Origin of the sequence: Novosphingobium sp. SG754 (assembly GCF_013149315.1) — a bacterium.
GTDB classification, from domain to species: Bacteria; Pseudomonadota; Alphaproteobacteria; order Sphingomonadales; family Sphingomonadaceae; genus Novosphingobium; species Novosphingobium capsulatum.
On the sequence record NZ_JABGCC010000002.1, the window covers coordinates 1 to 23,974 of the forward strand.

The window sequence follows — 23,974 nt, forward strand, 5'->3', positions numbered from 1 at the left end:
GGTCAGGACATGAAGCGGGGGCGGTGCCATGGGTAGTTTGAATCATCGCCTGCCCCCACGCGCAAGCCCTTTTTGCCAACCACCTGAGCAGTTACAATGAATGCAGCCTAGCCCTATCATCGCTCGCGCGAGTTCGTCTTCGAATTGCCTAAAGGACAGGGAAGCTCTCAACCTATCCAGTCTTTGCCGCTGAGCGATAGCGGGAATTATTTGATGCACGTTTGGCGGAGACCTCCTCCCACGCACGTCGCGGATGGCCCGGTCAAGCGTTGCTTTTGGGTCAGCAAGTCGTTCAGCCTCGCGCGCATTGGCAGGCAAACCCAGCGCACCCAAGTCACCGTTGTATCCCAATGCTGCACCGACTGCTTCCCGGTCCGCAAGCATCCATGCTTCAGTTTCATGACGCGGAGCGATGATTACGCAACGCTCTAGGGGAAACCCGCACAAAGCAAATGCGGCCTGCCGGTATGCTTCAGAACGATGCTCTATATTGGCCTCCAAAGCCCGGCCGCCGGTGTCAGCGTGTATGAAGGCGATGTGGAAAGCAGCGCGCTCGCGGCACAGTTGATCGGCGACCTCTGATACCGCTCTACCGGACTTTCCAAGGTCAATTGCTGAAGCAAGAGGCACTGTAACGTTACGAACTCCCCGCGTGCGTACAAGGTCTTCCATCAGCAGTGGAATGACAATGTCAAAGTAAGCCTTATCAGTTGCCCCCTCATGCATGGCTGCCCAACTGAGATAAGTCATGCTGCATCAACTGAGCGTTGCAGGAGTGTTTCAATCTCTGCGCGTACCAAATGGCGCTCAGGATCGTAAAGGTCTCCTGACGGTTGTACGCCTGTACGCATACGCGTTCGTACCATTCTCTTATTTGTTTTTGGTGCGACGATTGATACGACGTCAGCTGCAACAATTTCATTATCTTTTAGGTAGGTCATAACTTTTGGGGAATGAGTGGCTATCAACACCTGAAACGATGGTGTTTCAGGATTTCCTGAAACGGTCGCAGATTGCCGTAAGAACTGGACCAGCGCCGGAATGCGTCCCTCGTGGACACCATTTTCTGGCTCTTCGAAGCAAAGGGTCCCTTGTCGCTCAGGATCATTGAGGAGGGTCAGCAAAGCTAGCAAGCGAAGCGTCCCATCGGAAATAACGCGCGAACTGAATGACAAATCGTCAGTGAAGCAAATGTTGTACGCGTACTGACGCTGTGCAACGTTGCTGAGACTCTCCAGACGCGAGACCGACGGGATCAGTGAAGCCAAATCAGCAGCAATGTCGGCCAAAACTCCATCGGGACGGTCGTGACTACCGGTCTCGTCTTTTAAACGTGCAAGAACAGCCGCTAAGTTCGAAGCGTCTGGCTTAAGGCGAGGCTCATCAAACCTATCGTTGTCTAGCCTTGCGGCTTGCGGATTAATTTCCAGGAAACTGATATTGGAAAGCGCTTCGCGCACCGCATAAAGGTGCGGAAATTCTGCGGTCGTGATGGTAGAAAGTGCGGTGCGAGACGCCTCTTTCAGTGAAAGAGTGACAGGGCGGCCGTGCTTTTGCCGTCCGTCTTGCTTCACCTCAATTGCGTTCTTTTCCTCATTCATTCTAATGAATGGTGATACTCGAGTATAGTTGATCTTGATAGATCTAAGGAAAGCTCGGGCTCTATCCTCGCTCTTCGCGATTGGCCTACAAAACTCTCGAACCACCTGAACCCGCCTCGGTGTTCCGTCGCTGCCCATAAGGATACCGAGTTCAAGCTCATAACGCAGTCGTTGGGCGGGGACTTCGTATTCCGTGCCGAATGCATCTGACCCCCTTCTAGGGACAAGAACCTCGACGGCGAAGGTCATTCTGTCGGCCGCGCCTTCAGGCGTTCGCCGGAACAATTCTTCCGGCTCACCCCTCAAGCCCTGCATTGCGTGTCGGATGTCGTGCTTCGCCAGGAGAGACACGAAACGGAGGGCGTCAAACAGATTGGATTTTCCGCTCGCATTCGGCCCCACGAGCGCGGCGAAAGGCTGAAGGTCAACTTCAAAGTTTTCAAAGGTCTTGAAGCCGCTGATTTCCAGTCGAGTGATCATGCGACAATGGTAAGGTTGGGCCGCACACAACGCAATCCTAGATGTCTGCTAATGGCGAGACCCACTGTTCAACTCGTCACCCCGTAAGCGCAGCAAAATCCCAATCCATGCCGGTCAAAGCTGCGCTTGTGACGGGACGCGCATACAACCTCATAGCGCTATGGCAGGTCGCTCCCCTACACCCCCAATCACCCCAACCCCTAAAATTCCCCAGCCTTTCCCCTTGCCCTAGGCCGCATTTTTCCCCCATTTAGGGCGGGTAATGCTCCGCCAATATGAACTTGTCGAACGTGTGCTGGCCTATGCTCCCCAGGCGGACGAGGCCATGCTCAACCGTGCCTATGTCTATACCGTGCAGAAGCACGGGACGCAGAAGCGTGCCAGCGGGGATCCCTATTTCTCCCACCCGGTGGAGGTGGCGGGCCTGATGACCGAGCTCAAGCTCGATCAGGAAACCATCGTTACCGCGCTGCTCCACGATACGGTGGAGGATACGCTCGCCACGGTGGACGAGATCGAGCGGCTGTTCGGGCCCGATGTGGCGCGGCTGGTCGATGGAGTGACCAAGCTTTCCAAGATCGAGACGATGACGGAAAGCGAGCGCGCGGCCGAAAACCTGCGCAAGTTCCTCCTCGCCATGAGCGAGGATTTGCGCGTGCTGCTGGTCAAGCTGGCAGACCGGCTGCACAATATGCGCACCTTGCATTTCATCAAGAGCGAGGACAAGCGCCGCCGCATCGCGCGCGAGACGATGGAAATCTATGCCCCGCTCGCCCAGCGCGTGGGCATGTATGAATATATGCGGGAAATGCAGCTGCTGGCGTTCGAGCAGCTGGAGCCCGAGGCCTATGCCACGATCACCGGCCGCCTGGCTGCCATCCGCAGCGAGGGTGGGGGCGAGGTGGGGGACATTGCCCTGTCGATCAAGCAGGCCCTGGCCGAGGCAGGCCTGCGCGTGGAAGTGGCCGGCCGCGAAAAGCATCCCTATTCGATCTGGAAGAAGATGGCCGAGCGGCACGTGTCGTTCGAACAGATTTCCGACATCATGGCATTTCGCGTGCTGGTTGACGATGTGGGCGATTGCTACAAGGCGCTGGGTGTGCTGCACCAGACCTGGCAAATGATCCCCGGGCGGTTCAAGGACTATATCTCCACGCCCAAGATCAACGGCTATAAAAGCCTGCATACCTCGCTGATCTACAACAATGCGCGCCGGGTCGAGGTGCAGCTCAAGACGCGCGAGATGCACCACCGCAACGAATATGGTCTGGCCGCGCACTGGGCCTACAAGCAGGGTGGGGAGCCCGATGGCCAGGTCGGCTGGCTGCGCGACCTTGTCGAAATTCTTGACGCCAGCCACGATCCTGACGAGCTTCTGGAAAACACCAAGATGGCGATCTATCAGGATCGCATTTTTGCCTTCACTCCCAAGGGCGCGCTGTTCCAGCTGCCCAAGGGCGCCACGCCGATCGACTTTGCCTTTGCCGTGCACACCAACCTGGGCGGGGCGGCGGTGGGCGCCAAGATCAACGGCCGCCATGTGCCGCTGCGCACGCCGCTGGGCAATGGTGACGTGGTGGAAATCATCAAGAGCCGCAATTCCGAGCCGCAACTGTCGTGGCTGGGCTTTGCCGTGACGGGCAAGGCGCGCGCCGCCATCCGCCGCGCCGTGCGGCAAAAGGAACGCGCCGAAGTGGCCCTGATCGGCCGCAAGCTCTATGAGGAAATCACCGAGCGGCTGCCGACCCAAGTGGGCAAGAAAGCCCTGGCCGATGCGATCAAACGCCTGAAATTCAACAGTGAAGAAGACCTCATGGTGGCGATCGGTTCGGCCAAGCTGGACGATCGCCAGGTGATGGAGGCGCTGGTGCCCGGCAGCACCGCCAACCTGCCCAACCCGGAGGATTGGCCGCGCCAGCAGCGCGCCATCGCCGTGCGCGGTCTGACGCCGGGCATGGCCTTCAAGCTGGCCGAATGCTGCCACCCGGTGCCTGGCGATCGCATTGTCGGCCTGCGCCGCCCGGGCAAGGGCGTGGAAGTGCACGCGATCGATTGCGAGAAGCTGGCCGATGGTGTGGACGCCGACTGGATCGACCTGTCGTGGGACAAGCGCACCGATGGTGCGGTAGGCCGCTTGCGCGCCGAGCTGTATAACCGCCCTGGTACACTGGCCGAAATGGCGGGTATCTTTGCCAAGAACCACGCCAACGTGGTCAACCTGGAAATGACCCAGCGCGAAAACCCGTTCCACACCTATCTGGTCGATCTGGAAGTGCGCGATCTGGCGCACCTCACCCGCATCGTCAGCGCGCTACGCGCCAGCGACGCGGTGGCCCAGGCCGACCGCATCTAGGGTGCCGTCACGGCTTCTGGCGGATGGGCACCGGCACGTTGCAGATGTCCACCCCGCCGGCCGGGCGCACGTAGAACGGATCGCGCCGGTTGGCGCGGGCATCGGCATAGCGGGCAAAGCTGGCGCTGGCGGTGGACAGATACTGCCACGTCGGCAGGCCCGGCACCGCATCGCCCAATCGCACGCGCTGGATCGGCGTGCGCTCGGCAGTCTGGCGATAGAAGCCCATCTCACCTTTGCCGCGCGGCAGGCTGGATAGCCATTCCATCCCGGCAATCACCCGGCCGACCACCGCGATGTTGCGATCAAGCTGGCGCGGCGCATCGCCGATCACAGCATAAAGCTCGGCCCCGCTGCCGGCGTCGGGCGGCATGTCGCGCCCCACGCCCACCGTGCCATAGCAGTGCACCGGCCAGGTTTCTGGCGCCTCGCCCGGGCCCGTGGCGATCGGCCAGCCGTGATAGAACCGGGCCTGGGCGGCATAGATGCCATCGGCAATACGCGGCCCCTCCAGCGCCGGCGCGGCCCCGGCGGTAAGGGTATAGGCGCCCTGCGACACGCTCAGCAGCGACGGGGGCAGGGGCCGCGCCTTGGCCTTGTCCTCCGCGTCGGGATCGCCCCATTGCACGACGTAGCCATCCTGCACGCGGGTGATCGCCGTGCCATCCCACCAGTGCGCCGTGGCCAGCTTGCGGATATTACCCACCCAACCTTGCGACCAGGGCGCCGGCAGCAACTGGATCACCACCTGCCGCGCGGCGCCATCCGCCGCCGGCGCCAGGTCCATCACCAGCAGATTCTCGGGCGCGATCGCCACCCAATCGGCCGCCGGCGCCGCGCCCACGATCTCCGTCGGAGTGGGCGGAACCGGGGGCGCAGGCGGCTGCGCCTGTGCATAACTTGCAGCCGTAATGGCCAGGATCAGCGAAGCGGCGGGGCGGATCAACATTTTGCCGTTGTGATCACCAAACCGCCCTTGCGCAACCCCACACAGGCGGCTAGGGGGCGCCTTCCAGTGCATGCGGAGCGGTGGCCGAGTGGTCGAAGGCGCTCGCCTGGAAAGTGAGTATACGTCAAAAGCGTATCGAGGGTTCGAATCCCTCCCGCTCCGCCATATGCCCCCTCCGGCAGCACGCTGGGCTACCCTAAAATACGATCCAAAGTGCGGAAAAAGAAGCGTTTTTTCCGAACCCCATATTTTTGCTGGGCGATCCGTTAAAGCGCGAAGTGTGGGCTAGAGTGTGGGCTAGCGCAGGGACGGCCGGTTTGAAACCGGGCCCTCCGGTGATAGATTCCGGGCATGGGAAAGCTCACCAACTCCATGGTCAACGCGTTGACCGAACCTGGTCGCTATGCTGATGGCGAAGGGTTGTATCTGCGCATCTCGCCTGCCGGTGGCAGGAGATGGGTGCTGCGGATTCAGATCCATCACACACGCAACGACATTACCATCGGCGACGCTCGGCACATTTCACTGAAGAACGCGCGCCTCGAAGCGGCCGCTCTGCGTGCACAAGTTGCAAAGGGCGGCGATCCCGCTGAGGAGCGGCGCAAGGCCAAGAAAAAGGTCCCTCGGTTCGAGGAGGCAGCCCGGCGGGCCCATGCCGAGATGTGCAAGGGCTGGAAAAACGGCAAGCACCAGCAACAGTGGATCGAGACCTTGGAACTCTATGCCTTTCCCAAGCTGGGCAAGCGCACAGTCGACAAGATCGATGGGCCGATGATCCGCGATGTCCTGGCTGAAATCTGGCTGGATATTCCCGAAACCGCGCGCCGCGTGCGGCAGCGGATCGGTGCGGTGCTGGACTGGTGCTGTGCCAAGGGTCTGCGCGACAGCGAAGCGCCGATGCGCTCGCTCGCGCGCGGCTTGCCCCGCCAACCCAAGCGCAAGGGGCATTTTGCCGCGCTCCCCCATTTCGAGGTCCCGGCCTTTCTGGATACCCTGCGCGCCAAGCCGATGAGTGCCGGCACGCTGGCACTGGAACTGTTGATCATCACTGCGGTCCGTTCGGGCGAGGTCCGGCATGCGCTGTGGTCGGAAGTGGATGATGACCTGACGATCTGGACCATACCGGCCGAGCGCATGAAGATGGGGGTCGAGCATATCGTCCCGCTATCCCGCCAGGCAGCCGATGTGCTGCGGCGTGCCAGGCAATTGTCGATCGATGACAATCCATACATCTTTCCTGGCCCGATTTCGGGCGCGGCCCTGACGGATATGGCGTTGCTCGAACTGGTGCGCGGCATGGACGTGCCTGTGACGGTCCATGGCTTTCGCTCGAGCTTTCGCGACTGGGTCGCCGACGAAACCGACACGGCCGATGAAGTGGCCGAATCTTGCCTTGCGCATTCCGTCGGCAACAAGACCAAGGCAGCCTACCTGCGCACGGACTTCTTCCGCAAGCGGCGCGCGGTGATGCAACTCTGGGCGGACCACTGCCTGCCGCCGGCCCGTATCGTGGCCATGCCGGCGCAGCCTGTCGCGACGATCCAGCAGACGCCCGTGCCTGTCCGCAATGCGGCGACGCTCCCACCATTGCGGCGGCATGCCTATCGTTGACGCTGTGTCGGATCTGCCATCGCCGGATGCGGTCGAGAGTGGTGGTTGGTGGGCGGCGCCGTGTCTGCGGTGGTGAATTGCTGGGAGAGGGAAGGGGGATTTGGGGGGCTGAAGCCCCCCGGGAGCCAGGGCATCGCGGTCCGCGCTGTTTGCCTGGATGGCCGTGGCGCCCGTGTCTTCGGCAAGCTTGGCGGCGGCATCGCGTGATCCGGCATAGGTGAAAGCCACTGAGGCCGCACCCTCGCTGAACCGGCGGACGATGGCGGCACCGATGCCACGGCAGCCGCCAAGCACGAGAACATTCTTTCCGATAAAGTCGTTCATGTCAGTCTCCTCTGGATGGGAGCAGCGGGACCGGCCCAGAAGAGGCAGGCCGTCGCGCTGTCTGGACGGGAAGATGCCGATCAGGCAGCGTTCGCACCAGCTATCCAATTCTGGTTTTGATCGACGGGAAATCCGAACAATGATGAAGCTCGACGGCATTACAGCCTTCGTCGCCACGGTTGACCAAACCTCGATCAGTGCCGCAGCGCGACGCCTTGGACTGGCAAAATCGGTGGTCAGCGAGAGGCTGGCAGAGTTGGAGAGGGCGCTGGGGGCAACGTTGCTCCAGCGTTCCACCCGGCGCCTGACATTGACCAGCGCGGGCGAAGCGTTCTTGCCGCGTGCGCAACGCATCCTGCGCGAAATGGAGGAAGCCGCAGCAGAGATCGACGCGAGGAGCGGCAAGCTGGCTGGGCCGCTGCGCATATCGGCGCCCGTGGGCTTTGGCATTCTTCACCTGGGGCCGGCGATTGCCCGCTTCCTGCAGGAGCACCCGGGGATCGAGATGTCTCTCGACCTGGACGATCGCTTTGTCGACGCGGCGACCGGCGGGTTCGATGCCGTCCTGCGACACGGCGCCATCGGCGATGGCCGCCTGATCGCGCGACGGCTGGCGACCAGTCGACGCCTTCTGGTGGCTGCGCCTTCCTATCTTGCGGAGCATGGCAAGCCCACTTCGCTGACGGAGCTGGAAGGTCACACGGCCATTCTTTACGCCAACAGGTCAGGTGGCTGGCGCTTCGCTGCGGGGTCTGGCTGGACTGTCGTGCGGCCGCGAGCGGCGCTGCGGGTCAACAACGGGATCGTGATGCGCGATGCCGTCTTGGCCGGCCTTGGGCTTGCCATGTTGCCGACATTCTTCCTGCACCAGGAAATCAAGACCGGGGCCCTGATCGAAGTGGACATAGGCTGGCCTGCGGAAGGCGCGGAACTTTTCCTGACATATCCGCGCGATCATGGTGCCGCGAGCAAGATACGCGCGTTCGGGGACAGTCTGCGCCGTAGCTTTGGCGATCCGCCCTACTGGGAGCAGCCCTGATTGCGCATCAGTTATTCCCTTTGCGTGAGGCCCATCGGCAAGATCCGGCGTGACGGGGTCGTCCCTTCAGCCTTTCCTCATGTAAACGCTTACTCCGGAATTTGCCGAGTGCGACGTCATTCAATCCACGGACGGTGTCGGCTGGGGTTGATGTTGGTTACGTTAGCAATTTGGCTGGCGTGATACGCTGGTTGCCCCATTTCGAGCGGACATGCCGATCTTGATGGGGTCGGGTCCGAACGGTCTTCCGTCAATGAAAGCGCTTGCATAAAGAGCGGGAACGGGGCTATGCGGTGCTTCAAGGCGCGCAAGGCCTGTGCGGACCCAGATGCAAAATCAGAATGCGGGCCAGCTTCATGCGGCGGGCAGTGTCCGATATCGGGAGAGGGGTATCCAATATGAGGTATAAGCACTGGATCGCAGGCGTGTTGCTTGCTGGAACGTCGGCTCCTGCATTTGCGCAGGCCGAAGGCAGTGGTGCGGCCGCCGACGAAGGCGCGGCGGCCCCCGGCATCGTGGTGACCGCCGAGCGCCGCAGCCAGAGCGCGCTTTCCACGCCGATTTCCGTCGTGGCGCTCAATGCCGACATGCTGAAGGCCCGTGGCGTGAGCGATATCAACAGCTTGCAATCGCAGGTTCCGTCGCTGAGCTTTGCTGACTACGGCAACGTCAAGTTCGTCAACATTCGGGGTGTCGGCATTTCCGAAGGGGCGCCGAACCAGTCGGTTGGCGTGGCGATCCATTGGGATGGCACCTATGTCGCCCGCGAATTCGTCTACGGGGACTCGTTCTTCGATGTTGCCAGCGTGGAAGTGTTGCGCGGCCCGCAGGGCACTTACACGGGCCAGAATGCCAGCGGCGGCGCGATCTACATCAGTTCGGTGCGGCCCGATTTCAACGGAACCAGCGGCTTTGGTAGCGTCACGTTGGGCAATATCGGCCGCAAGCAGGTCGAGGCAGGCGTCACCACGCAGTTGAGCGACAAGCTGGCCGTCCGCCTGTCGGGCCAGGTCGAGCGGCGCGGTTCGGCGTTCACCAACCTGGGGCCGACCGGGGCGGCGCAGCCCGTGCGCTATGGCAACCAGCCGGGCAACCTCAGCCGTTTCCTGGGCCGCGCCCAACTGCTCTACAAGCCGACCGATGACCTGGACCTGCTGCTGATCCACCAATACAGCGACCGGCGGACCGATGGCCTGCCCACGCAGAGCTTTGCCCAGGCCCCGGTGGGCAATCGCACGATCGCCTATGACACCGACCAGGCGCTCAACACCATGTACAACCGCACCACGGCGGTGCTCAACTACAGCGGCATCGATGCGTTCAAGGTGCGCGTGCTGGGCACCTATCAAACGACCGACCAGCTCTCGGTGCGCGACAACGATTATTCCACCGCTGCCACCGGAACGTCGAGCAAGATCACCATTCACGATCGCTATTACACAGGCGAAATCGATCTGATCTCTCCTGACAATCGCCCGTTCACCTGGACGGCCGGCGCGACCATGCTCAATTATCGCCAGCCGGCCTTTACCGTGCCGAACATCGCCAAGGGCGCGCCATACGAGCAGAGCCTGACTATCTTCACCGATGCACGGCGGCGCAACGAGGCCGTCTTTGCCGAAGTCGGCTACAAGCTGGGCAATGGCTTGGAAATGAAGGCCGGCGGCCGCTACAGCTGGGACCACGTGGGCTTCATCGACAGCTACATTGCCCCGGCCGGCCCTTCGGGCTTCCGCATCCCCCTCAATCCCGGCATTCGCGACTTTTCCGAGTTCACCGGCCGCGTCGCGCTCAACTGGCAGATCGATCCCAGGCTGTTCATCTATGGCACGATCAGCAAGGGCTACAAGCCGGGAGGGACGACGCCGTTTGGCATCAACTACGATGCCGAGCGCGTCATCAACTATGAAACCGGCGTCAAGGGACGCCTGTTCGATGATCACCTGACCGCTTCGGTCAGCGGCTTCTACATGACATACCAGAATTTCCAGGCGACCTACGCGGCCGACATCAACAATCCCGCGACCGCGATCACCCGCAACGTCAACGGCACCAGGATCAAGGGTGTCGAAGGGCAGTTCGACCTGAAGGTGGGGGGCTTTGCGGCGGATGCGTCCTTCTCGGTGCTGGATGCAAAATATGGCCAGTTCGAGATTGTCCAGCCTGCGGGCCTGTTCGGCAATGGGCTGCCGGCACAGCCCGAACTGATCAACCTTGCCGGGCGCACCATTCCCTTTGCTGCCAAGTTTTCGGGCGCGGCGGGCGTGTCCTACGTCTTCGCCCTGGGCAAGGGCTCGCTGACCCCGTCGGCCCGCATCAGCTACCAGGGCGCACAATGGGTCAACTTCTTCCAGGCGCCCTATAACCGTCTCCCCGCCCGGACGCTGGTTGGCGCGCGCCTCACCTACAAGGCGTCCGACAACTGGTCGCTGGCAGCCTATGTCGATAACCTGCTGGACAACAATTACATTGCCAGTGTCGACCAGGTTACCGACGGCATCGGGTCCTATATCCTGGGGCAACCGCGCGAGTTTGGCGCAACACTGTCGTTCCGGTTCTGATCGTGAAAGTCCCCTCCATGAACAGCGTTTTGCGCAAACCCGGTCTGCTTCGTCTCCTCGCGGCGGGCCTGCTGCTTGCGGGAGCGAACGACGCGGTGCTGGCGCAGTCGGCGGTGCCGGGTGCGGCTGCGGCCGCCAATTCAACCGCGGTCGTGCGGCGCTTGCCGCTGTTCGTGGGGGGCACCACGCTGCAAAGTTGGATGCGGATCGATCCCGCGCTGTTCGACTTCCCCGGCCTTGGCACGGTCCTGACCGGAAAGGGCGGTCTTGCCGCAGGGGAAGCCGCCGTGCGCGCGCAGATCGAAAGCGGCCGGTACCAGGTCTTGCACCTTCAACCGGATCACCTACTGGACGGCAAGGGCCAACTGGAAGCCACGCGCAACGCCGCGGATCGGCTGGCCCGGGCGGCGCAGGGGGCGGGGCTGAAGGTGGTCCTTGCACGGCCGCTCGGCCTTGCGGCCGGCGCGTCGCGCGATGACGAGGCGTTGGCGCAGTGGATGCAGGATGCCGCCCTGGCACGCGGGTATCGCTATGCGGATTACAACCACATCGATTTCCATCCCGAGATCAAGGTGGATTCGCCGGCACGGCTCGCGCTGGTCAGCAACACCGTGCGCGGCGCGCTCGACGCGGCGTTTCGCGCGGTGCCCGGGTTGAGCGACGAGGCCGTCCTTCAGCGTGAACGCGAACACCTCAACGGCCTGCCCGACGAGCCAGGCAGCGGCCCTTATCCCGCGATCCGCGCGATCGAGCCCGCCTTGCCCGGCGCCGTGCTCTACCGCCCGGCAAATCTGGCTCTTTTCGAGCAGGCCAAGCTGCCGGTGCTGATCTTCGGCAACGGCGGCTGCATGGCCGATGCCAGCAACGCGCGCCGGCTGCTGACCGAAATTGCCTCGCACGGCTATGTCGTTATCGTGCCCGGTGCCATGCTGGAGGGCCCGGGCGGCTTGCGCAACTATCCGCAAGGCGCCGTCCTGGCGCCCGATCGCCCCGGCCAAGGCGTAAGCCCGGCAGACATGACCCGCGCCCTCGATTGGGCCAGCGCCGATGCCGCCGGCAATGGCGGCTGGGCCCGCTATATCGACAAGGCACGGATCGGGGTTGCCGGTTGGTCGTGCGGCGGCTTGCTTGCGCTGAGCCTCTCGACCGATCCGCGCATCCGCGCCACGATCGTGTTCGATTCCGGGCTTTTCCCGGCGGGTGGTGCCGGCATGCCGGGCCTGGCGGTGGACAAGAGCCTGCTCGACCGGTTGCATGCGCCGATATTGTACATGTTGGGTGGCATGACCGACGTGGCCTATACCAATGGCACCGATGATTTCGCCCGGATCCGTTCGGTTCCCGCGGTGCTGGTGAGCCGCGACGTCGGGCATTCGGGCACGTTCTTCGAACCGCGCGGCGGGCTTTGGGCCATCGTTGCCCGGCACTGGCTCGATTGGCAGCTCAAGGGCGAGCGTGCCGCCAGCGCGGCGTTTGTCGGCGCGGATTGTCGGCTGTGCCGCGATCCCGACTGGACCGTTCGCCGCAACCTCCGGGTGGTGGCGCCATGAAAGCCATCGCCACCCTTGCCATGGCCATGGTCATGGCGCCGACCTCCGGTGTCGCCCCGGCCCAACCGGTACCGTCCACCGACCCGGTTCCTGCCGACGTGCAGGTGCTTTCGGGCACGCTGCCTGGCGGCGGGCGGTGGCACGCGATGGTTTCCGGGCATTGGAACGGTACGTTGCTCGTCTGGGGGCGGGGGTACGAACCGCAGGCGGTGTTGCCGGATCCGGCGCCCGCCGGGTTGCGTGACACGCTGCTGGCGCGGGGATACGCGCTTTTGGCATCGGATTATGCGTCGGGCGGATGGTCGCTGGCGCAGGCCGTACCGGCGCAGCGCGCTGCCATTGCTGCCTTTGCCGCCCAGCATGGGGCCCCGCGTCGCACCATCGCCTGGGGGGCTTCGATGGGCAGCCTCGTCACCATTGCCTTGGCCGAGCAGACCCGCGGCGGACCCGATCGTATCGATGGCGCGGTGGCGCTGTGCCCGTCCATCGGCGGCGCTGTCGGCATGATGAACATGGCTCTGGATGGCGCCTTTGCCTTTCGCACCTTGCAGGCGCCGGGCGACGGCATCGTGTTGACGGGCGTTGCCGACGATGCGGCCAACAGCATGCGGGTGCGCGATGCGGTCAAGGCCGCCATGGCGACACCGCAGGGGCGGGCGCGGCTGGCGCTGGCCGGTGTGCTGGGCGGCATGCCCGGATGGACCGCGCCCGATCAGCCGGAACCGCGCGCCGACGATGCCGATGCCCAGGCTGCCAACATCGCGGCGACCTTTGCGATGGCGGTGTTCCCGCCGCGCCACGACCAGGAAACCCGCGCCGGTGGGGCGTTTTCCTGGAACACGCAGGTGTCCTATCCCCGTCAACTGGCGCTTTCGGGGCGCCGTGCATTCGTGGCCAAGCTCTACGCGCAGGCCGGCTTGAACCTCAATGCGGATCTGGCCCGCCTCGATGCGGTGCCGCGCATCCCGGCCAAGCCGGCAGCGGTGGCTTACATGATGCAGCACTACACACCCGACGCGCGCCCACGCGTGCCGGTCGTCTCGCTCCAGGCCGAGGGGGACGGCATCACGTCGCCGTCCTTGCAGCAGGCCTATGTCGACGCGGCCAGGCCTGCGATGGTCAAGGGCCTGTGGTATCGCGGTGCCGGCCATTGCCGGTTCCCGCCCGAGGCGCTGCTGGGCGCGCTGTCGACCTTGGAGGCGCGGCTCGACCGCGCGCGCTGGGTTGTGCCGAAAGGCCCGTTCGTTGCCCATCGCCCGGCACCGATGCTCCGCCCGTGCCTGCGAGGAAAACCCTGCCGATGACCAGGCCTGCTCAATCCGCGCCCACCTCCGCGACCGGCGGCATGCCGATGGAACTGCTGCTGCTGGGCTATCTCCTGTCCTATCTGCCCAGCATCATGCTGACGCGGTATCTCGCGACAACGTCGATCGTGGCCCTGGGACGTCCGCTCACCGGCCTCGAACTCCTGCCCGGCTCGCTGATTCTCAACCTGGTGATGACTTATGCCTTCATCTGGCTGTCTGGCTGGCATCGGCAGGCCAACCGCCTGGCAATCGGTCGTTGGAGCGTGCCGTTTCCCCGCCGTGCGACGTTCCTTTCGGGGCTGGCGACCTCGCTGGTGCTGTTTACCGTGCCGTTGTCGCTGACGTTCAAGGGCGTCAGCATCCCGTTCATCCAGCTGATCATGCGCGGTGACATTCTGATCCTGGCCCCGCTGGTCGACGTGCTGTTCGGGCGCCGCGTGCGGTGGTGGAGCTGGCTGGCCCTGGCCATGGTTGCATTCGCCCTGGTGATCACCCTGACCGATCGGGGTGGGCTGCGGCTGCCTCCTCTCGCGGTGCTGACCGTGGTGCTTTACACGCTTGGCTATTTCCTGCGCCTGGTGGTGATGACGCGGGTGGGCAAGACCGGCGATCCACAAACGGTCAGGGCCTATTTCGTCGAAGAAAAGATCATCGCGCTGCCCATGTCACTGGTGGCCCTGGCGGCCATTTCCACGCTCGGCCTGGGTGGACAGGCCGATGAACTGGCGCGTGGGTTCATCGGCATCTGGCGCCTGGGCGTGATCTGGCCGCTGGTGGGCATGGGCGTGACGCTCACCGCCGTGTCCATCCTGTCGATTCTCATCCTACTGGACCCACGCGAGAATTCCTACTGCGTCCCGCTGGAGCGGGCGGCCAGCCTGATCGCGGGTGTCGTGGCGGCGCTGCTGCTCGCCTGGATCTGGGGCATGCCGGTGCCACGCCCTGCAGAATTGGCCGGTGCGGCGATCCTGATTGCCGCGATCGCCCTGCTTTCGCTCGCCCCCCGCCTTTCCGCCCGTGCCGCGCACGGCGTCATGCCTGCGCGCGCCATGGCCAGCCCTGACAAGGACCACTGAGATGACCGCAATCCCGTCGGACTTCGATCCCGAGGCGCCCGAGGATTTCGACAGCGCCCATCGCGAATATGCCCGGCTGCGCCGGGAATGTCCGGTGGCCCATACGGACGGGCTTGGAGGTTTCTGGGCGCTCAGCCGCTATGAGGATGTGCGCCGCGTTGCCAGTGATTGGGCTTCGTTCTCCACCGAAACGCAGAACGTGATCCCGAAGGTGGCGTTCACCGGCCGGCGCCCGCCATTGCACCTCGATCCGCCCGAACACACGCCTTTCCGCCAGGCGCTCAATCCCTTGCTGTCGCAGGACAAGGTGCGTCGCCTCGAAGCCGATACCCGGCGCTTTGCACGCGAAATGCTGGCGCCGATGGTGGAGCGCGGTGGTGGCGACATCTGCACCGATTTTTCCTCGTTCTTGCCGGTGCGGGTGTTCGGCCTGTGGATGCGCATGCCGCCCCAATGGCTCGATACGCTGCATGATGACGGGCGTGCTTTCGTTCTGGCCGTACATCGCAACGAGCCGGAACTGATGAAGGCCACCAGCCTGCGCCTTTACGACATGGCGCGTGATCTGGTGCGGCTGCGGCGCGAGGCGCCCGAAGACCCTGCGATCGACCCGACGAGCGCCCTGCTTGCCGCTGTCCACGGCGGGCAATCCTTGCCAGAAGACCTGCTGATCGGGGCCGTGCGCCAGGTCTTGGTGGTCGGCATCGTAGCCCCGATGGTGCTGGTCGGAAGCATGGCGGTGCACCTGGCACGCGACCAGGAATTGCAGGCGCAGTTGCGCGCAGACCCGGCGCTGGTCCCCGCCGCCGTCGAGGAATTCCTGCGGCTCTACACACCCTATCGCGGGTTTGCCCGTACCGCCGTCAACGACACGGTGGTGGGTGCGCGCGCGATCAAGGCCAACGATGCCATCGCGCTGCTATACTGCTCCGCCAATCGCGACGAGGCGATCTTCCCCGATGGCGACCGCTTCGTGCTTGATCGCCCCAACATTGCCGAGCATCTTGCATTTGGCCGTGGACCTCACAACTGTCCGGGGCTGCACCTGGGGCGCATGGAACTGTGCGTGGCGCTGGGCGAACTGCTGGCTGCCACGCCGGGTGGTTTTACGCTCGACGGGCCGATCACGTTGAGCCGCTGGCCAGAAATCGGGCCACTGACTGTGCCGTTGCGGTTTGGATGAGAACGCTTGCATCTTTCCGGCAAATTCGGAAAGGGTGGCAACCATGGTCCGTCCTTCCACGCGCAATCCCAAACTCGATGATGTCGCCGCGCGGGCCGGAGTATCAACGGCCACGGTCAGCCGCTTCCTCAACAACCCGGACATCGTGGCCGCCGGCACTGCGGTGCGAATCCGTGCCGCGATCGAGGAAATGCAATACGTACCCAATCTTCTGGCGGGAGGATTGGCGTCGTCGCGCTCCAAGATGGTTGCGGTGCTGATCCCCCATTTGGTGGACTCGTTGTTCGACCGCACGATTGAGACCATGGTGGAGGAATTGAACGCTGGCGGCACCATGGTCATGCTAGCCTTGACCGGGACAGCGGCGGGCCGCACCGAAGCGATGATCCGGGCCGCCATGGGCCGCCAGGTGGACGCGATCGTCTCGACTGCGCCCCTCAGCGCCGAAACCACGGCGCTCATACAGCATTTTCCGGGCCTCTTTGTCCAGATCTGGGATCTTCCGGCGGAACCACCGGGCATCGCGGTCGGTTTTTCCCACGTCGAGATCGGGCATGACCTTGCGCGCTTCATCTATGAACGCGGTTATCGCCGGCCGGCGCTGGTCTCGGCAGAACTGGGCCGGGCCCGCCTGCGCCGCGATGGCTTCGTACAAGGATGGGAAGCGCACAGCGACACGCCCGTCAAGGAAATCGCGGTCGACAGTCCTTCCCGCTTTGGCCACGCCAGACGTGTCTTTGCAGAATTGCGCCGGCAGCCGGAACGCCCCGATGTGGTCGTCTGTGGCTCGGACTCGCTGGCCCAGGGCATCATCGTGGAAGCCAATGCCGCAGGCCTGAAGGTTCCTGATCAGCTTGCTGTCGTCGGTTTCGGCAATGCCAGTGTTGCCAGTGACATGCGCCCGACAATCACGACCGTCGAAATCGACGGGGCGCAGATTGCGCGCGAGGTCAATGCCGCGGTGCGGAGCCATGTCTCGGGCGTGGCGCCGAAACAGCGTTCGGTGAACGTAGGATTTCGCATCATTGCCCGCGAGAGCGCTTGATTGGATACCCGTCCTGAGGGGGCATAAGGCGGCAGGTCCTGGTTGCGGCGCCAGCGGCTAAGCCCAACCGGCCGCGGTGCCGGCCTGCCGCCGGGAACGCGCCTTGCGTTTGGCGCGTTGGCGTGCCTACCAGAACCACACGCCGGTGATCGCGAAGAAGGGCAGGCCAAGGCTGGTGACGAACAGCACGATCTGTCCCGCCCTGCCAAAAAAGGCGCCGCGATGAATCTCGAACATGCTCGCCAGGATCTGCCGGCCCGGCTTGCGCGTGGCGATGAAGTCGGTCAAAAGCACCTTGCCCGAGGCGCCGTCGATCACCACCGCATCGTCGGCCCGGTTGTGCCGGGCATCGACCGGGATGGCGCGAAAACGCAAGGCGGCGCCCTTGTCCGGCACAATCAGGGTGATCCTGCGATAGGCATGGCCGGCGGTGGTCGCCTCGAACACCTGCCAGCCCAGCGCGAAATCGACCTTGCCGCTGGCCTTGGCCATTTTCGACTGTTCCGCGTCCAGCAGTGCCTCCACGCGGCCGCGATACCATGCGAACGACCACCACAAGCCGGTCAGCGCACTCAGCAGGTAGGCCCCCATCATCAGTCCGCCCAACAGCAAGTGCAGTTCACGCCACCACCAGCGGCCCTTTCGGCCGCGCGGAATGGTCAGCCATGCTCGCCAGTTCAGGGGTTTGGAGGGCCAGCGCAAATAGAGCCCGCCCTGTGCCAGCGCGATCAGCAGTATTGCGCAGTTGCCCGTGATCAGGCGCCCGGGCCCCTTGCTGCCCCCCGGCAAAGCCAGCCAGCGGTGCAGGCGTTCGATCGTATCGAAGAACCTTGCACCGGGCACCGGGCCGATCAGATGCCCATCGCGCCGGTCATACAGCCAGGTCTCGCGCCCCTTAGCCTTCGCCCCCGGGTCGCGGAAGCCGATGCGTGCGGGGATGGCCGGGTCCGCGTCGATCTGAAAGCGGACGATGGCCTGGTCGGGCCGTGCAGTGGCGGCACGGGCGCAAGCTGGGGGCGGCGCGAAACATCGGCCTGCGGCTCAACGCCTATGGCTCGCATGTGGAAATGCCGATCAATGGCGTCAACGGCTATCGCTATCTGGCGAGCGGGGCCTTCGACTGGCAGGCCAGCGAAAAGCTCTCTTTCAAGATCGACGCTGAACATCACCGCCGTGCCACCGACGAGCCGGGCGGCATCACGCTGCCCGCCGCAATCAACGGTTTGATCACCTTGCCCGCGATTCCCGATCCGCACAATCGCTATGCCCCGGTCAATGCGCCCTACCGCACCTGGGTTACCAATGCGCTGGGCCGGGTGGATTACAGTCTGGGTGGGACATGGTCGGTGCGGGCCGAAGCATAGCGATTGCGCTCGCGATCGAGGCCGAAGCCGCCGATCAGGGTCAGGCGGTCGGCCACGCGCCAGCGCGCGTCGCCAAACAGCGCCATGGTCTCGACCCGCTCCGGCTGCGAAGCGGCATAGGCAACCGGGATGACCGGCACACCTGGGCATAGGCAGTGGCGATCGTGGCGGCGCTCGTCGCCCCCACGTAGGGCGTGAGCAGGTTGGTGATCGTGCCGGTGGGCGTGGTCACGTTGATCTGGCTGCGCGCGGTCAGCCCGCCGGTGCGGCGATAGTACCATGCGCCGAGCAGGGCGCTGAGCCGGTCGCCTTCGTAATTGATGCGAAGTTCCTGCGTCACGGTCTTGAAGCGATAGAAATTGTTGATCGTCGAGAGATTGGCCGCCGTGTTGTCGGAGTGGGCCACCGATTTCACGCGGGAGCGGTTCCACGACGTCGCGCTAGACAGCTTGAGGCCGTCGGCCAGCGGTACGCTCAGCCGGAACAGGGCGATGTCGCTGGCCACCCAGCCGCGATTGGGCTGGTCAGCGGTGGAGGTGCGGTTGTCATAGTAGTCGGGCACGTCGGTGCGGGCATAGTGGTAGAGATAGCCCCCTTCGCGACGCACGCGGTTGTAGCTGGCCACGGCCTCCACGCCGGGCATGGCGCTGGGCGTCCATTTCAGCTTGCCGCGAAGGTTGAGCGACTCCATCGCGTCGTCATAGCCGCCGCGCGTGACGTTGCGGATCACGCAGCGGTTGGCGCGGCGCTCGGCCGACAGGCGCAGGCCGAGTTCGTCGGCGATGAGTGGGCCACCGAGCGCGGCGGAAAAGGTGCGGTCGTTGCGATCGGTCCACAGCACGCGCGCGTCGCCGGTCCAGCGATCGAGCGAGGGATCGCGCGTGGTGATGACAATGCCGCCGGCCAGCGCGTTGAGGCCCTGGATGGTCGATTGCGGCCCGCGCAGCACTTCCACCTGCTGCACGTCCCACAAGTCGGTAGGGCCGCCATAGAGCGCCTGGCGCAGGATCGGCGCGCCATCGATATAGACACTGGCGGTATCCGCCTAGCCGCCGCCCACGCCCGAATTGGTGATGCCGCGAATGGTGAACCCGGCCGAACCATACGTGTCGCTCAGGTTCGCGGTGAGGGCATAGACATCCTGGATCGACAGCAGGGTTTCGCGGGTGATCTTTTCCGGCGACGTCACGGCGATGCTGGTGGGCGTGTGCTGAAGCGTGCGCGCGGCCTTTTCGCCGGTCACGACGATCTCGCCCGGCGCAATCGTCCGCGGCGACTCGGCGTCTTCGGCGTGCAGGCCAGGAGAAGCGAGGAGCGCGGCGAGGGCACTTCCGGCGAGCAAGGCGTGAAATCGGGTCAAATGCGGAGCCTCCCTGTTACGGGACGGCAACTGGCTTAAACAGTAATGAGAGGCAATCGCATTAGCAGGAGGATTGGCAATTTCGTCTGTTGGGTGAGGTTTGGCATAAAATCATATAATAATATAAAATGACTATTCAGGTTTGCGCGTTCTGCGTAAAACTATCGCCATGGCGATTCCCGGTTTCCTGTCTGCCTCGGCCCCATCCGGCCCGCTTCTGTCCGCTCATGGCCGATCCGCCATGGCCGGTGGCGTGCGGCAGCCGGGCTTGCGCAACAGCCATGATCGCGTGGTCCATGGCATCGGCAGCGCGATCGTCGCCGGCGCGTTTGCGCAAGGAGGCACGCTGCCGAGCGAAGAATTGCTGCTGGAGCGCTTCGCGGTGTCTCGCACGGTGCTGCGCGAAGCGTTCAAGACGCTGGCGGCCAAGGGCCTGGTCGTGGCGCGCACGCGCGTGGGCATGCGGGTCTGTCCGCGTCAGCAGTGGAACCTGTTCGATGCCGACGTGCTGGCCTGGCACGTGGGCGAAGGCGTTGAAAGCCGCCTGCGCGAGGAACTGGCCGATTTCCGCCTGGCGATGGAGCCGGCCGCCGCCGCCCTGGCAGCGCGCCATGCCACGCCCGCGCAGATCGCGCAGATGTGCGGGCTGATCGCCGCGATGGGTGAGCCGGGCCTGTCTCGGCTGGATTTCGCAAGGGCGGACCTCGCCCTGCATAAGCTGATCGGCCAGGCTTCGGGCAATCGCCTGATGGCCGGGACCGAAGCGGTGATCGAAACGGCGCTGTTCGCCGCGTTCACCCTGAGTTCGCCGGTAGACGATGCGGCAGAGCACCAGGCCAGCCTGCGCGGCCATGCGGCCATCGTCGAAGCGATTGCCGCGCGCGACGGCGTTGCCGCCGCAGAGGCGGTGTGTGGCGTGATCCGCCACGGCCAACAGAGAATCGACGCTGTCGAACAGCGCGAAGGGGAGATCAGGAACCATGAAGGATAGTCTTTCCCGCCGGGCCATGCTGGCGGGTTCGTCGGCTGCGGCCGGCACTTTGCTGTTGCCCGGCAACGCCCTGGCCAATGGGCATGGCGCGAGCGATCCGGTCGCGCCGTTCCGCACGCCCTACAAGCTCGGTCGGCTGATCCTCGGCGGCTCGAAGGTGGCGGGCAGTTTTGACGAAAAGGCCGTCGATTGCCCGTTCGTGTTCCGCCACGAGGGCCGCTTCTACCTGACGTACGTGGGCTTTGACGGCACCGGCTACCAGACGGGCATCGCCGTGTCCGACGATCTGGTGAACTGGCAGCGGCAGGGCGTGATCCTGGCGCGCGATCCCAGCGATCCGGTCACCCGCTTCAACGTCGCCTCGGCCTCGATCCTGCGGGAAACCGAGATGCATGCGCCCGGCGAACTGATCCGGGTGAACGGCGAATATGTCTGCGCCTGGCACGCTTATCCCAGTCCGGGATACGAGGAAGGACCGGCGGTGATCGGCCTGGCGTTCAGCCGCGATCTGCGCACCTGGCGGCGCGGGCCGCCGATCCTGCGCGCGCAAGATGGCGCGGCGTGGGAGCGGGGCGGGCTGTACAAGCCCTACCTCGTCAAGCACGGCAACCAGTTCCTGCTCTATTACAACGCCAAGACCGCCGAGAAGGACTGGCACGAGCAGACCGGCGTGGCGGTGTCCACCGATCTCAAGACCTGGCGCCGCCATCCGGGCAACCCGATCCTGCGCAACGGCGCACCGCCCGCGCCGGACTCCCGCTTTGCCAGCGATCCGGTGGTGATGACGCATCAGGGGCGCTGGGCGATGTTCTACTTCGGCCTGTCGGGCACTGACTACAAGGCGCGCGACCTGCTCGCGCTGGGCCGCGATCCGTTCACGTTCCACAAGGTGGACGAAGTGATGATCGATGTCGGCAAGCCCGGCTCGGTCGACGATGGATATGCCCACAAGCCCTCGGTGATTTTCTGGAAGGGGGACCTCTACCACTTCTACACGGCGGTCAGCGGCCCCTATCCCAATGATGTGCGGGGGATTTCGGTCTGCCGGTCGCGCCCCTGGAGCTGATCGAACGGGGTGGCGGCGCAGCCCTCAAGGCAACTCCGCCACCAGCACGCCATGCCCGCCGATCTGTCCGCCCGGTGCCGCGCCGATCAGCGGCCGGGCGCCGGCCGGCAGGGCCAGGGCGCGCGCTTCATCGCCATGGTTGATCGCGATCAGCAGGGTGCGGCCCTGGCCGCGTCGCAGCCCGATTTCCACGTCCGCCGCTGTGCCCGGCAACACCGGGGTAACCCCGGCCTGGGGCACCAGGCGCGCAGCGAGGCGTGACAGCGCCTCCGGCTCCAGCCAGGCGCCGACATAGACGATCCGCCCGCGCCCGACCTGGCGGGAGACGACCGCCGCCTTGCCATCGAGCCAGCCGCCGGGCTGGCGATAGCGCGCCAGGATCTCGGTTTCCGGTGCATCGGGCACCAGCGCCTCGGCCCAGATGGCGGCCTTGCCCTCGCCCAGCGGGCCGGTGATCGCCACGGTGCCGTCCTGCACATAGAATTGCTCGACATGCGCGCCCAGCGGCGTGCGCAGCGGCCCAGGCTGGCGCGCGGCCCACAGCGCGTTGGCATCGTCCTTCTGCCCGGTGCGCGGGCCGAGTACGAGCGTGCCGCCGTTCTGCACATAGGCGGTCAGGTGCTGCGCCTGGGCAGCGGTCAAGACGTTGAGACTGGGGGCAACCACCAGCTTGTAGCGCGCCAGGTCCGCTTCGGGCGCGACCACGGCGGCGCCTTGCGCGGCGAGGCGGAACGGGCGGTAGAAGTCGGTGAACTGGCGCACCGGGTCGAAATCCTTGTGCATCCGTTGCAGGTCGATCGCCCAGCGACTGTCGTAGGAAAACAGGAAGGCCATGTCTGCCACCGGCTCCGTGCCGGCCAGCGCGGCCGAGGCCTTGGCCAGTTCGCCGCCCAGTCCGGCAATTTCGGCAAAGATCGGCGCGGGCGCACCGTCTGCGGCCAGTAGCGTGCCATAGTTGGTTTCCTGGCCATTGGGCGCGGGGCGGAATTCCCAATAGAGAATGGCATCGGCGCCGTGCTGCACGGCCTGCCAGCCCATTTCGCGCACTTGGCCCGGGCGCATCGCGCGGTTGACCGGCGCCCAGTCGATCCGCCCGGCCTGGGTTTCCATCAGCCAGAAATTCTTCTGCTTGTAGCCGCGCACGAGATCGTGATCGGCACCATTGGCGATCCAGTCCGGCTCGGCATCCTGGATATAATTGTCCCAGGCGGCGATATCGAGCCCCTGGTGCAGCGCGAAATGATCGAACCCGTCGTTCCAGAACATCGTGTTGGTGGTGATGAACTGGTGCGGATTGGCCAACGCGCGGATCGCGTCGGCCTGGTTCATCACATAGCTGGTCCAGGTGCTGGTGAGGAAATGGCGGTAATCGAGCAGCAGGCCAGGATTCTGCTGCCCACCCAGGTGCATCGGCACCTGGTCGAAACGCTGGTAGGTCTGGCTCCAATAGGCGGTGGCCCAGCGATGGTTGAGCGTGTCGATCGTGCCATAGCGCTGCGCGAGGAACGCATGCCACAGCCGCGCGGCTTCGGCATCGAACGAGGGCAGGCCGATCTCGTTGTCGATCTGCCAGCCGATCACGGCGGGGTTGTGGCCATAGCGGCGGGCCATTTCCGTGGCGATGCGCCGGGCAAACTGGCGGTAGCGGGCGCTGGCGAACGAGAAGTGGCGGCGCCCGCCATGGCCGGCGCGGCTGCCGTCTTCGTCCACGCGCAGGATTTCGGGATAGCGCTCGCTCATCCAGATCGGCGGGGCGGCGGTGGGCGTGCCCAGCACCACGCGCATGCCGCGCCGCGCGGCAGCGGCGATCGCGCGATCGAGCCAGGCGAAATCGAACCGGCCTTCCTCCGGCTCCATCCGGCTCCAGGCGAATTCGGCGATGCGCACGGTGTTGATATGGGCCTGCTGCATCAGCGCCAGGTCGGTGTCCCAGCGCGCTTCGGGCCATTGTTCGGGATACCAGGCGGTGCCAAAGGCAATGCCCGGCGCGGCCGTCGCCTGCATCGGTGTCGGTGCCGAAGCGGCCAGGGCCGGCAGGGCCGTGGCGCTGGCCGAAAGGCAGAGGCAAAGCGCCAGGGCGCGGCGGGAAAAGCGCATCATGGAAAGTCCCCTTG

At 64.6% G+C, this 23,974-nt stretch carries 19 protein-coding genes, 1 tRNA gene and 1 pseudogene; 13 read left to right on the forward strand and 8 right to left on the reverse strand.

The window, feature by feature from the left end; translation table 11 throughout:
- Positions 1–42: 42 nt before the first annotated feature.
- Both FHW97_RS04670 and FHW97_RS04675 read right to left on the reverse strand, forming a co-directional pair.
- Positions 43–750, reverse strand: a complete 708-nt coding sequence (locus FHW97_RS04670; protein WP_171798231.1) for a DUF4276 family protein — start codon at positions 748–750, stop codon at positions 43–45.
- The gene (locus tag FHW97_RS04675; RefSeq protein ID WP_171798232.1) at positions 747–2,081 is read right to left on the reverse strand and encodes an AAA family ATPase; all 1,335 of its coding nucleotides are present in this window, start codon (positions 2,079–2,081) and stop codon (positions 747–749) included. The genes FHW97_RS04670 and FHW97_RS04675 overlap by 4 nt, the downstream gene beginning before the upstream one ends.
- Before the next feature lie 262 nt (positions 2,082–2,343).
- On the opposite strand from FHW97_RS04675, the gene FHW97_RS04680 reads away from it, so the two are divergent.
- A complete protein-coding gene (locus tag FHW97_RS04680) occupies positions 2,344–4,434 on the forward strand; it encodes a bifunctional (p)ppGpp synthetase/guanosine-3',5'-bis(diphosphate) 3'-pyrophosphohydrolase (RefSeq protein ID WP_054130459.1) in 2,091 nt (696 codons plus the stop codon).
- A 7-nt stretch (positions 4,435–4,441) separates the two neighbouring features.
- Here the strand turns inward: FHW97_RS04680 and FHW97_RS04685 are convergent, their stop codons facing one another.
- A complete protein-coding gene (locus tag FHW97_RS04685) occupies positions 4,442–5,383 on the reverse strand; it encodes a peptidylprolyl isomerase (protein WP_171798233.1) in 942 nt (313 codons plus the stop codon).
- 74 nt (positions 5,384–5,457) lie between these two features.
- On the opposite strand from FHW97_RS04685, the gene FHW97_RS04690 reads away from it, so the two are divergent.
- Both FHW97_RS04690 and FHW97_RS04695 read left to right on the forward strand, forming a co-directional pair.
- Positions 5,458–5,548, forward strand: a tRNA-Ser gene (locus tag FHW97_RS04690).
- 207 nt (positions 5,549–5,755) lie between these two features.
- On the forward strand, positions 5,756–6,994 hold the full coding sequence (locus tag FHW97_RS04695) for a site-specific integrase (RefSeq protein WP_256378181.1): 1,239 nt from the start codon (positions 5,756–5,758) through the stop codon (positions 6,992–6,994).
- Positions 6,995–7,120: 126 nt separating this feature from the next.
- Here FHW97_RS04695 and FHW97_RS22025 read toward each other — a convergent pair.
- A pseudogene (locus tag FHW97_RS22025) lies at positions 7,121–7,318 on the reverse strand (SDR family NAD(P)-dependent oxidoreductase); the annotation flags it as partial.
- 139 nt (positions 7,319–7,457) lie between these two features.
- Between FHW97_RS22025 and FHW97_RS04700 the strand changes: the two are divergent.
- From FHW97_RS04700 to FHW97_RS04730, 7 genes are all read left to right on the forward strand, one after another.
- Complete coding sequence (locus FHW97_RS04700) at positions 7,458–8,357, forward strand: LysR family transcriptional regulator (RefSeq protein WP_171798235.1); 900 nt, start codon at positions 7,458–7,460, stop codon at positions 8,355–8,357.
- Between the two features lie 425 nt (positions 8,358–8,782).
- Positions 8,783–10,918 (forward strand): TonB-dependent receptor domain-containing protein, encoded by a 2,136-nt coding sequence (locus FHW97_RS04705; protein WP_171798236.1) that lies wholly within the window; start codon positions 8,783–8,785, stop codon positions 10,916–10,918.
- A 17-nt stretch (positions 10,919–10,935) separates the two neighbouring features.
- Entirely contained in the window at positions 10,936–12,468 is a 1,533-nt protein-coding gene (locus FHW97_RS04710; RefSeq protein ID WP_253941601.1) for a dienelactone hydrolase family protein, read from the forward strand.
- A complete protein-coding gene (locus tag FHW97_RS04715) occupies positions 12,465–13,772 on the forward strand; it encodes an alpha/beta hydrolase (protein WP_171798237.1) in 1,308 nt (435 codons plus the stop codon). The genes FHW97_RS04710 and FHW97_RS04715 overlap by 4 nt, the downstream gene beginning before the upstream one ends.
- Positions 13,769–14,851 carry a hypothetical protein gene (locus FHW97_RS04720; RefSeq protein WP_253941602.1) on the forward strand — a complete coding sequence of 361 codons (1,083 nt, stop codon included), beginning with the start codon at positions 13,769–13,771 and terminating at the stop codon, positions 14,849–14,851. Before FHW97_RS04715 ends, FHW97_RS04720 begins: the two co-directional genes overlap by 4 nt.
- A 1-nt stretch (position 14,852) precedes the next feature.
- Positions 14,853–16,034, forward strand: coding sequence for a cytochrome P450 (locus tag FHW97_RS04725; protein WP_062785910.1), 1,182 nt, complete (start codon positions 14,853–14,855; stop codon positions 16,032–16,034).
- A 43-nt stretch (positions 16,035–16,077) separates the two neighbouring features.
- On the forward strand, positions 16,078–17,079 hold the full coding sequence (locus tag FHW97_RS04730; protein ID WP_168351762.1) for a LacI family DNA-binding transcriptional regulator: 1,002 nt from the start codon (positions 16,078–16,080) through the stop codon (positions 17,077–17,079).
- Between the two features lie 126 nt (positions 17,080–17,205).
- On the opposite strand, the gene FHW97_RS04735 is transcribed toward FHW97_RS04730, so the two are convergent.
- The gene (locus FHW97_RS04735; RefSeq protein ID WP_171798575.1) at positions 17,206–18,051 is read right to left on the reverse strand and encodes a PepSY-associated TM helix domain-containing protein; all 846 of its coding nucleotides are present in this window, start codon (positions 18,049–18,051) and stop codon (positions 17,206–17,208) included.
- A gap of 14 nt (positions 18,052–18,065) precedes the next feature.
- On the opposite strand from FHW97_RS04735, the gene FHW97_RS04740 reads away from it, so the two are divergent.
- On the forward strand, positions 18,066–18,443 hold the full coding sequence (locus FHW97_RS04740) for a hypothetical protein (protein ID WP_253941603.1): 378 nt from the start codon (positions 18,066–18,068) through the stop codon (positions 18,441–18,443).
- A gap of 40 nt (positions 18,444–18,483) precedes the next feature.
- On the opposite strand, the gene FHW97_RS04745 is transcribed toward FHW97_RS04740, so the two are convergent.
- The gene (locus FHW97_RS04745; RefSeq protein WP_370526617.1) at positions 18,484–19,467 is read right to left on the reverse strand and encodes a hypothetical protein; all 984 of its coding nucleotides are present in this window, start codon (positions 19,465–19,467) and stop codon (positions 18,484–18,486) included.
- Between the two features lie 21 nt (positions 19,468–19,488).
- Positions 19,489–19,803, reverse strand: coding sequence for a hypothetical protein (locus FHW97_RS21945; protein WP_183533770.1), 315 nt, complete (start codon positions 19,801–19,803; stop codon positions 19,489–19,491).
- Positions 19,804–19,972: 169 nt separating this feature from the next.
- Here FHW97_RS21945 and FHW97_RS04750 point away from each other — a divergent pair, with 169 nt between their 5' ends.
- Positions 19,973–20,794: a FadR/GntR family transcriptional regulator gene (locus tag FHW97_RS04750; protein WP_253941604.1), complete on the forward strand. Its 822-nt coding sequence runs from the start codon at positions 19,973–19,975 to the stop codon at positions 20,792–20,794.
- Positions 20,784–21,860: a hypothetical protein gene (locus FHW97_RS04755; RefSeq protein ID WP_171798238.1), complete on the forward strand. Its 1,077-nt coding sequence runs from the start codon at positions 20,784–20,786 to the stop codon at positions 21,858–21,860. Before FHW97_RS04750 ends, FHW97_RS04755 begins: the two co-directional genes overlap by 11 nt.
- A gap of 24 nt (positions 21,861–21,884) precedes the next feature.
- Here FHW97_RS04755 and FHW97_RS04760 read toward each other — a convergent pair whose 3' ends face one another.
- A complete protein-coding gene (locus FHW97_RS04760; protein ID WP_253941605.1) occupies positions 21,885–23,960 on the reverse strand; it encodes a beta-galactosidase in 2,076 nt (691 codons plus the stop codon).
- Positions 23,961–23,974 lie beyond the last annotated feature (14 nt).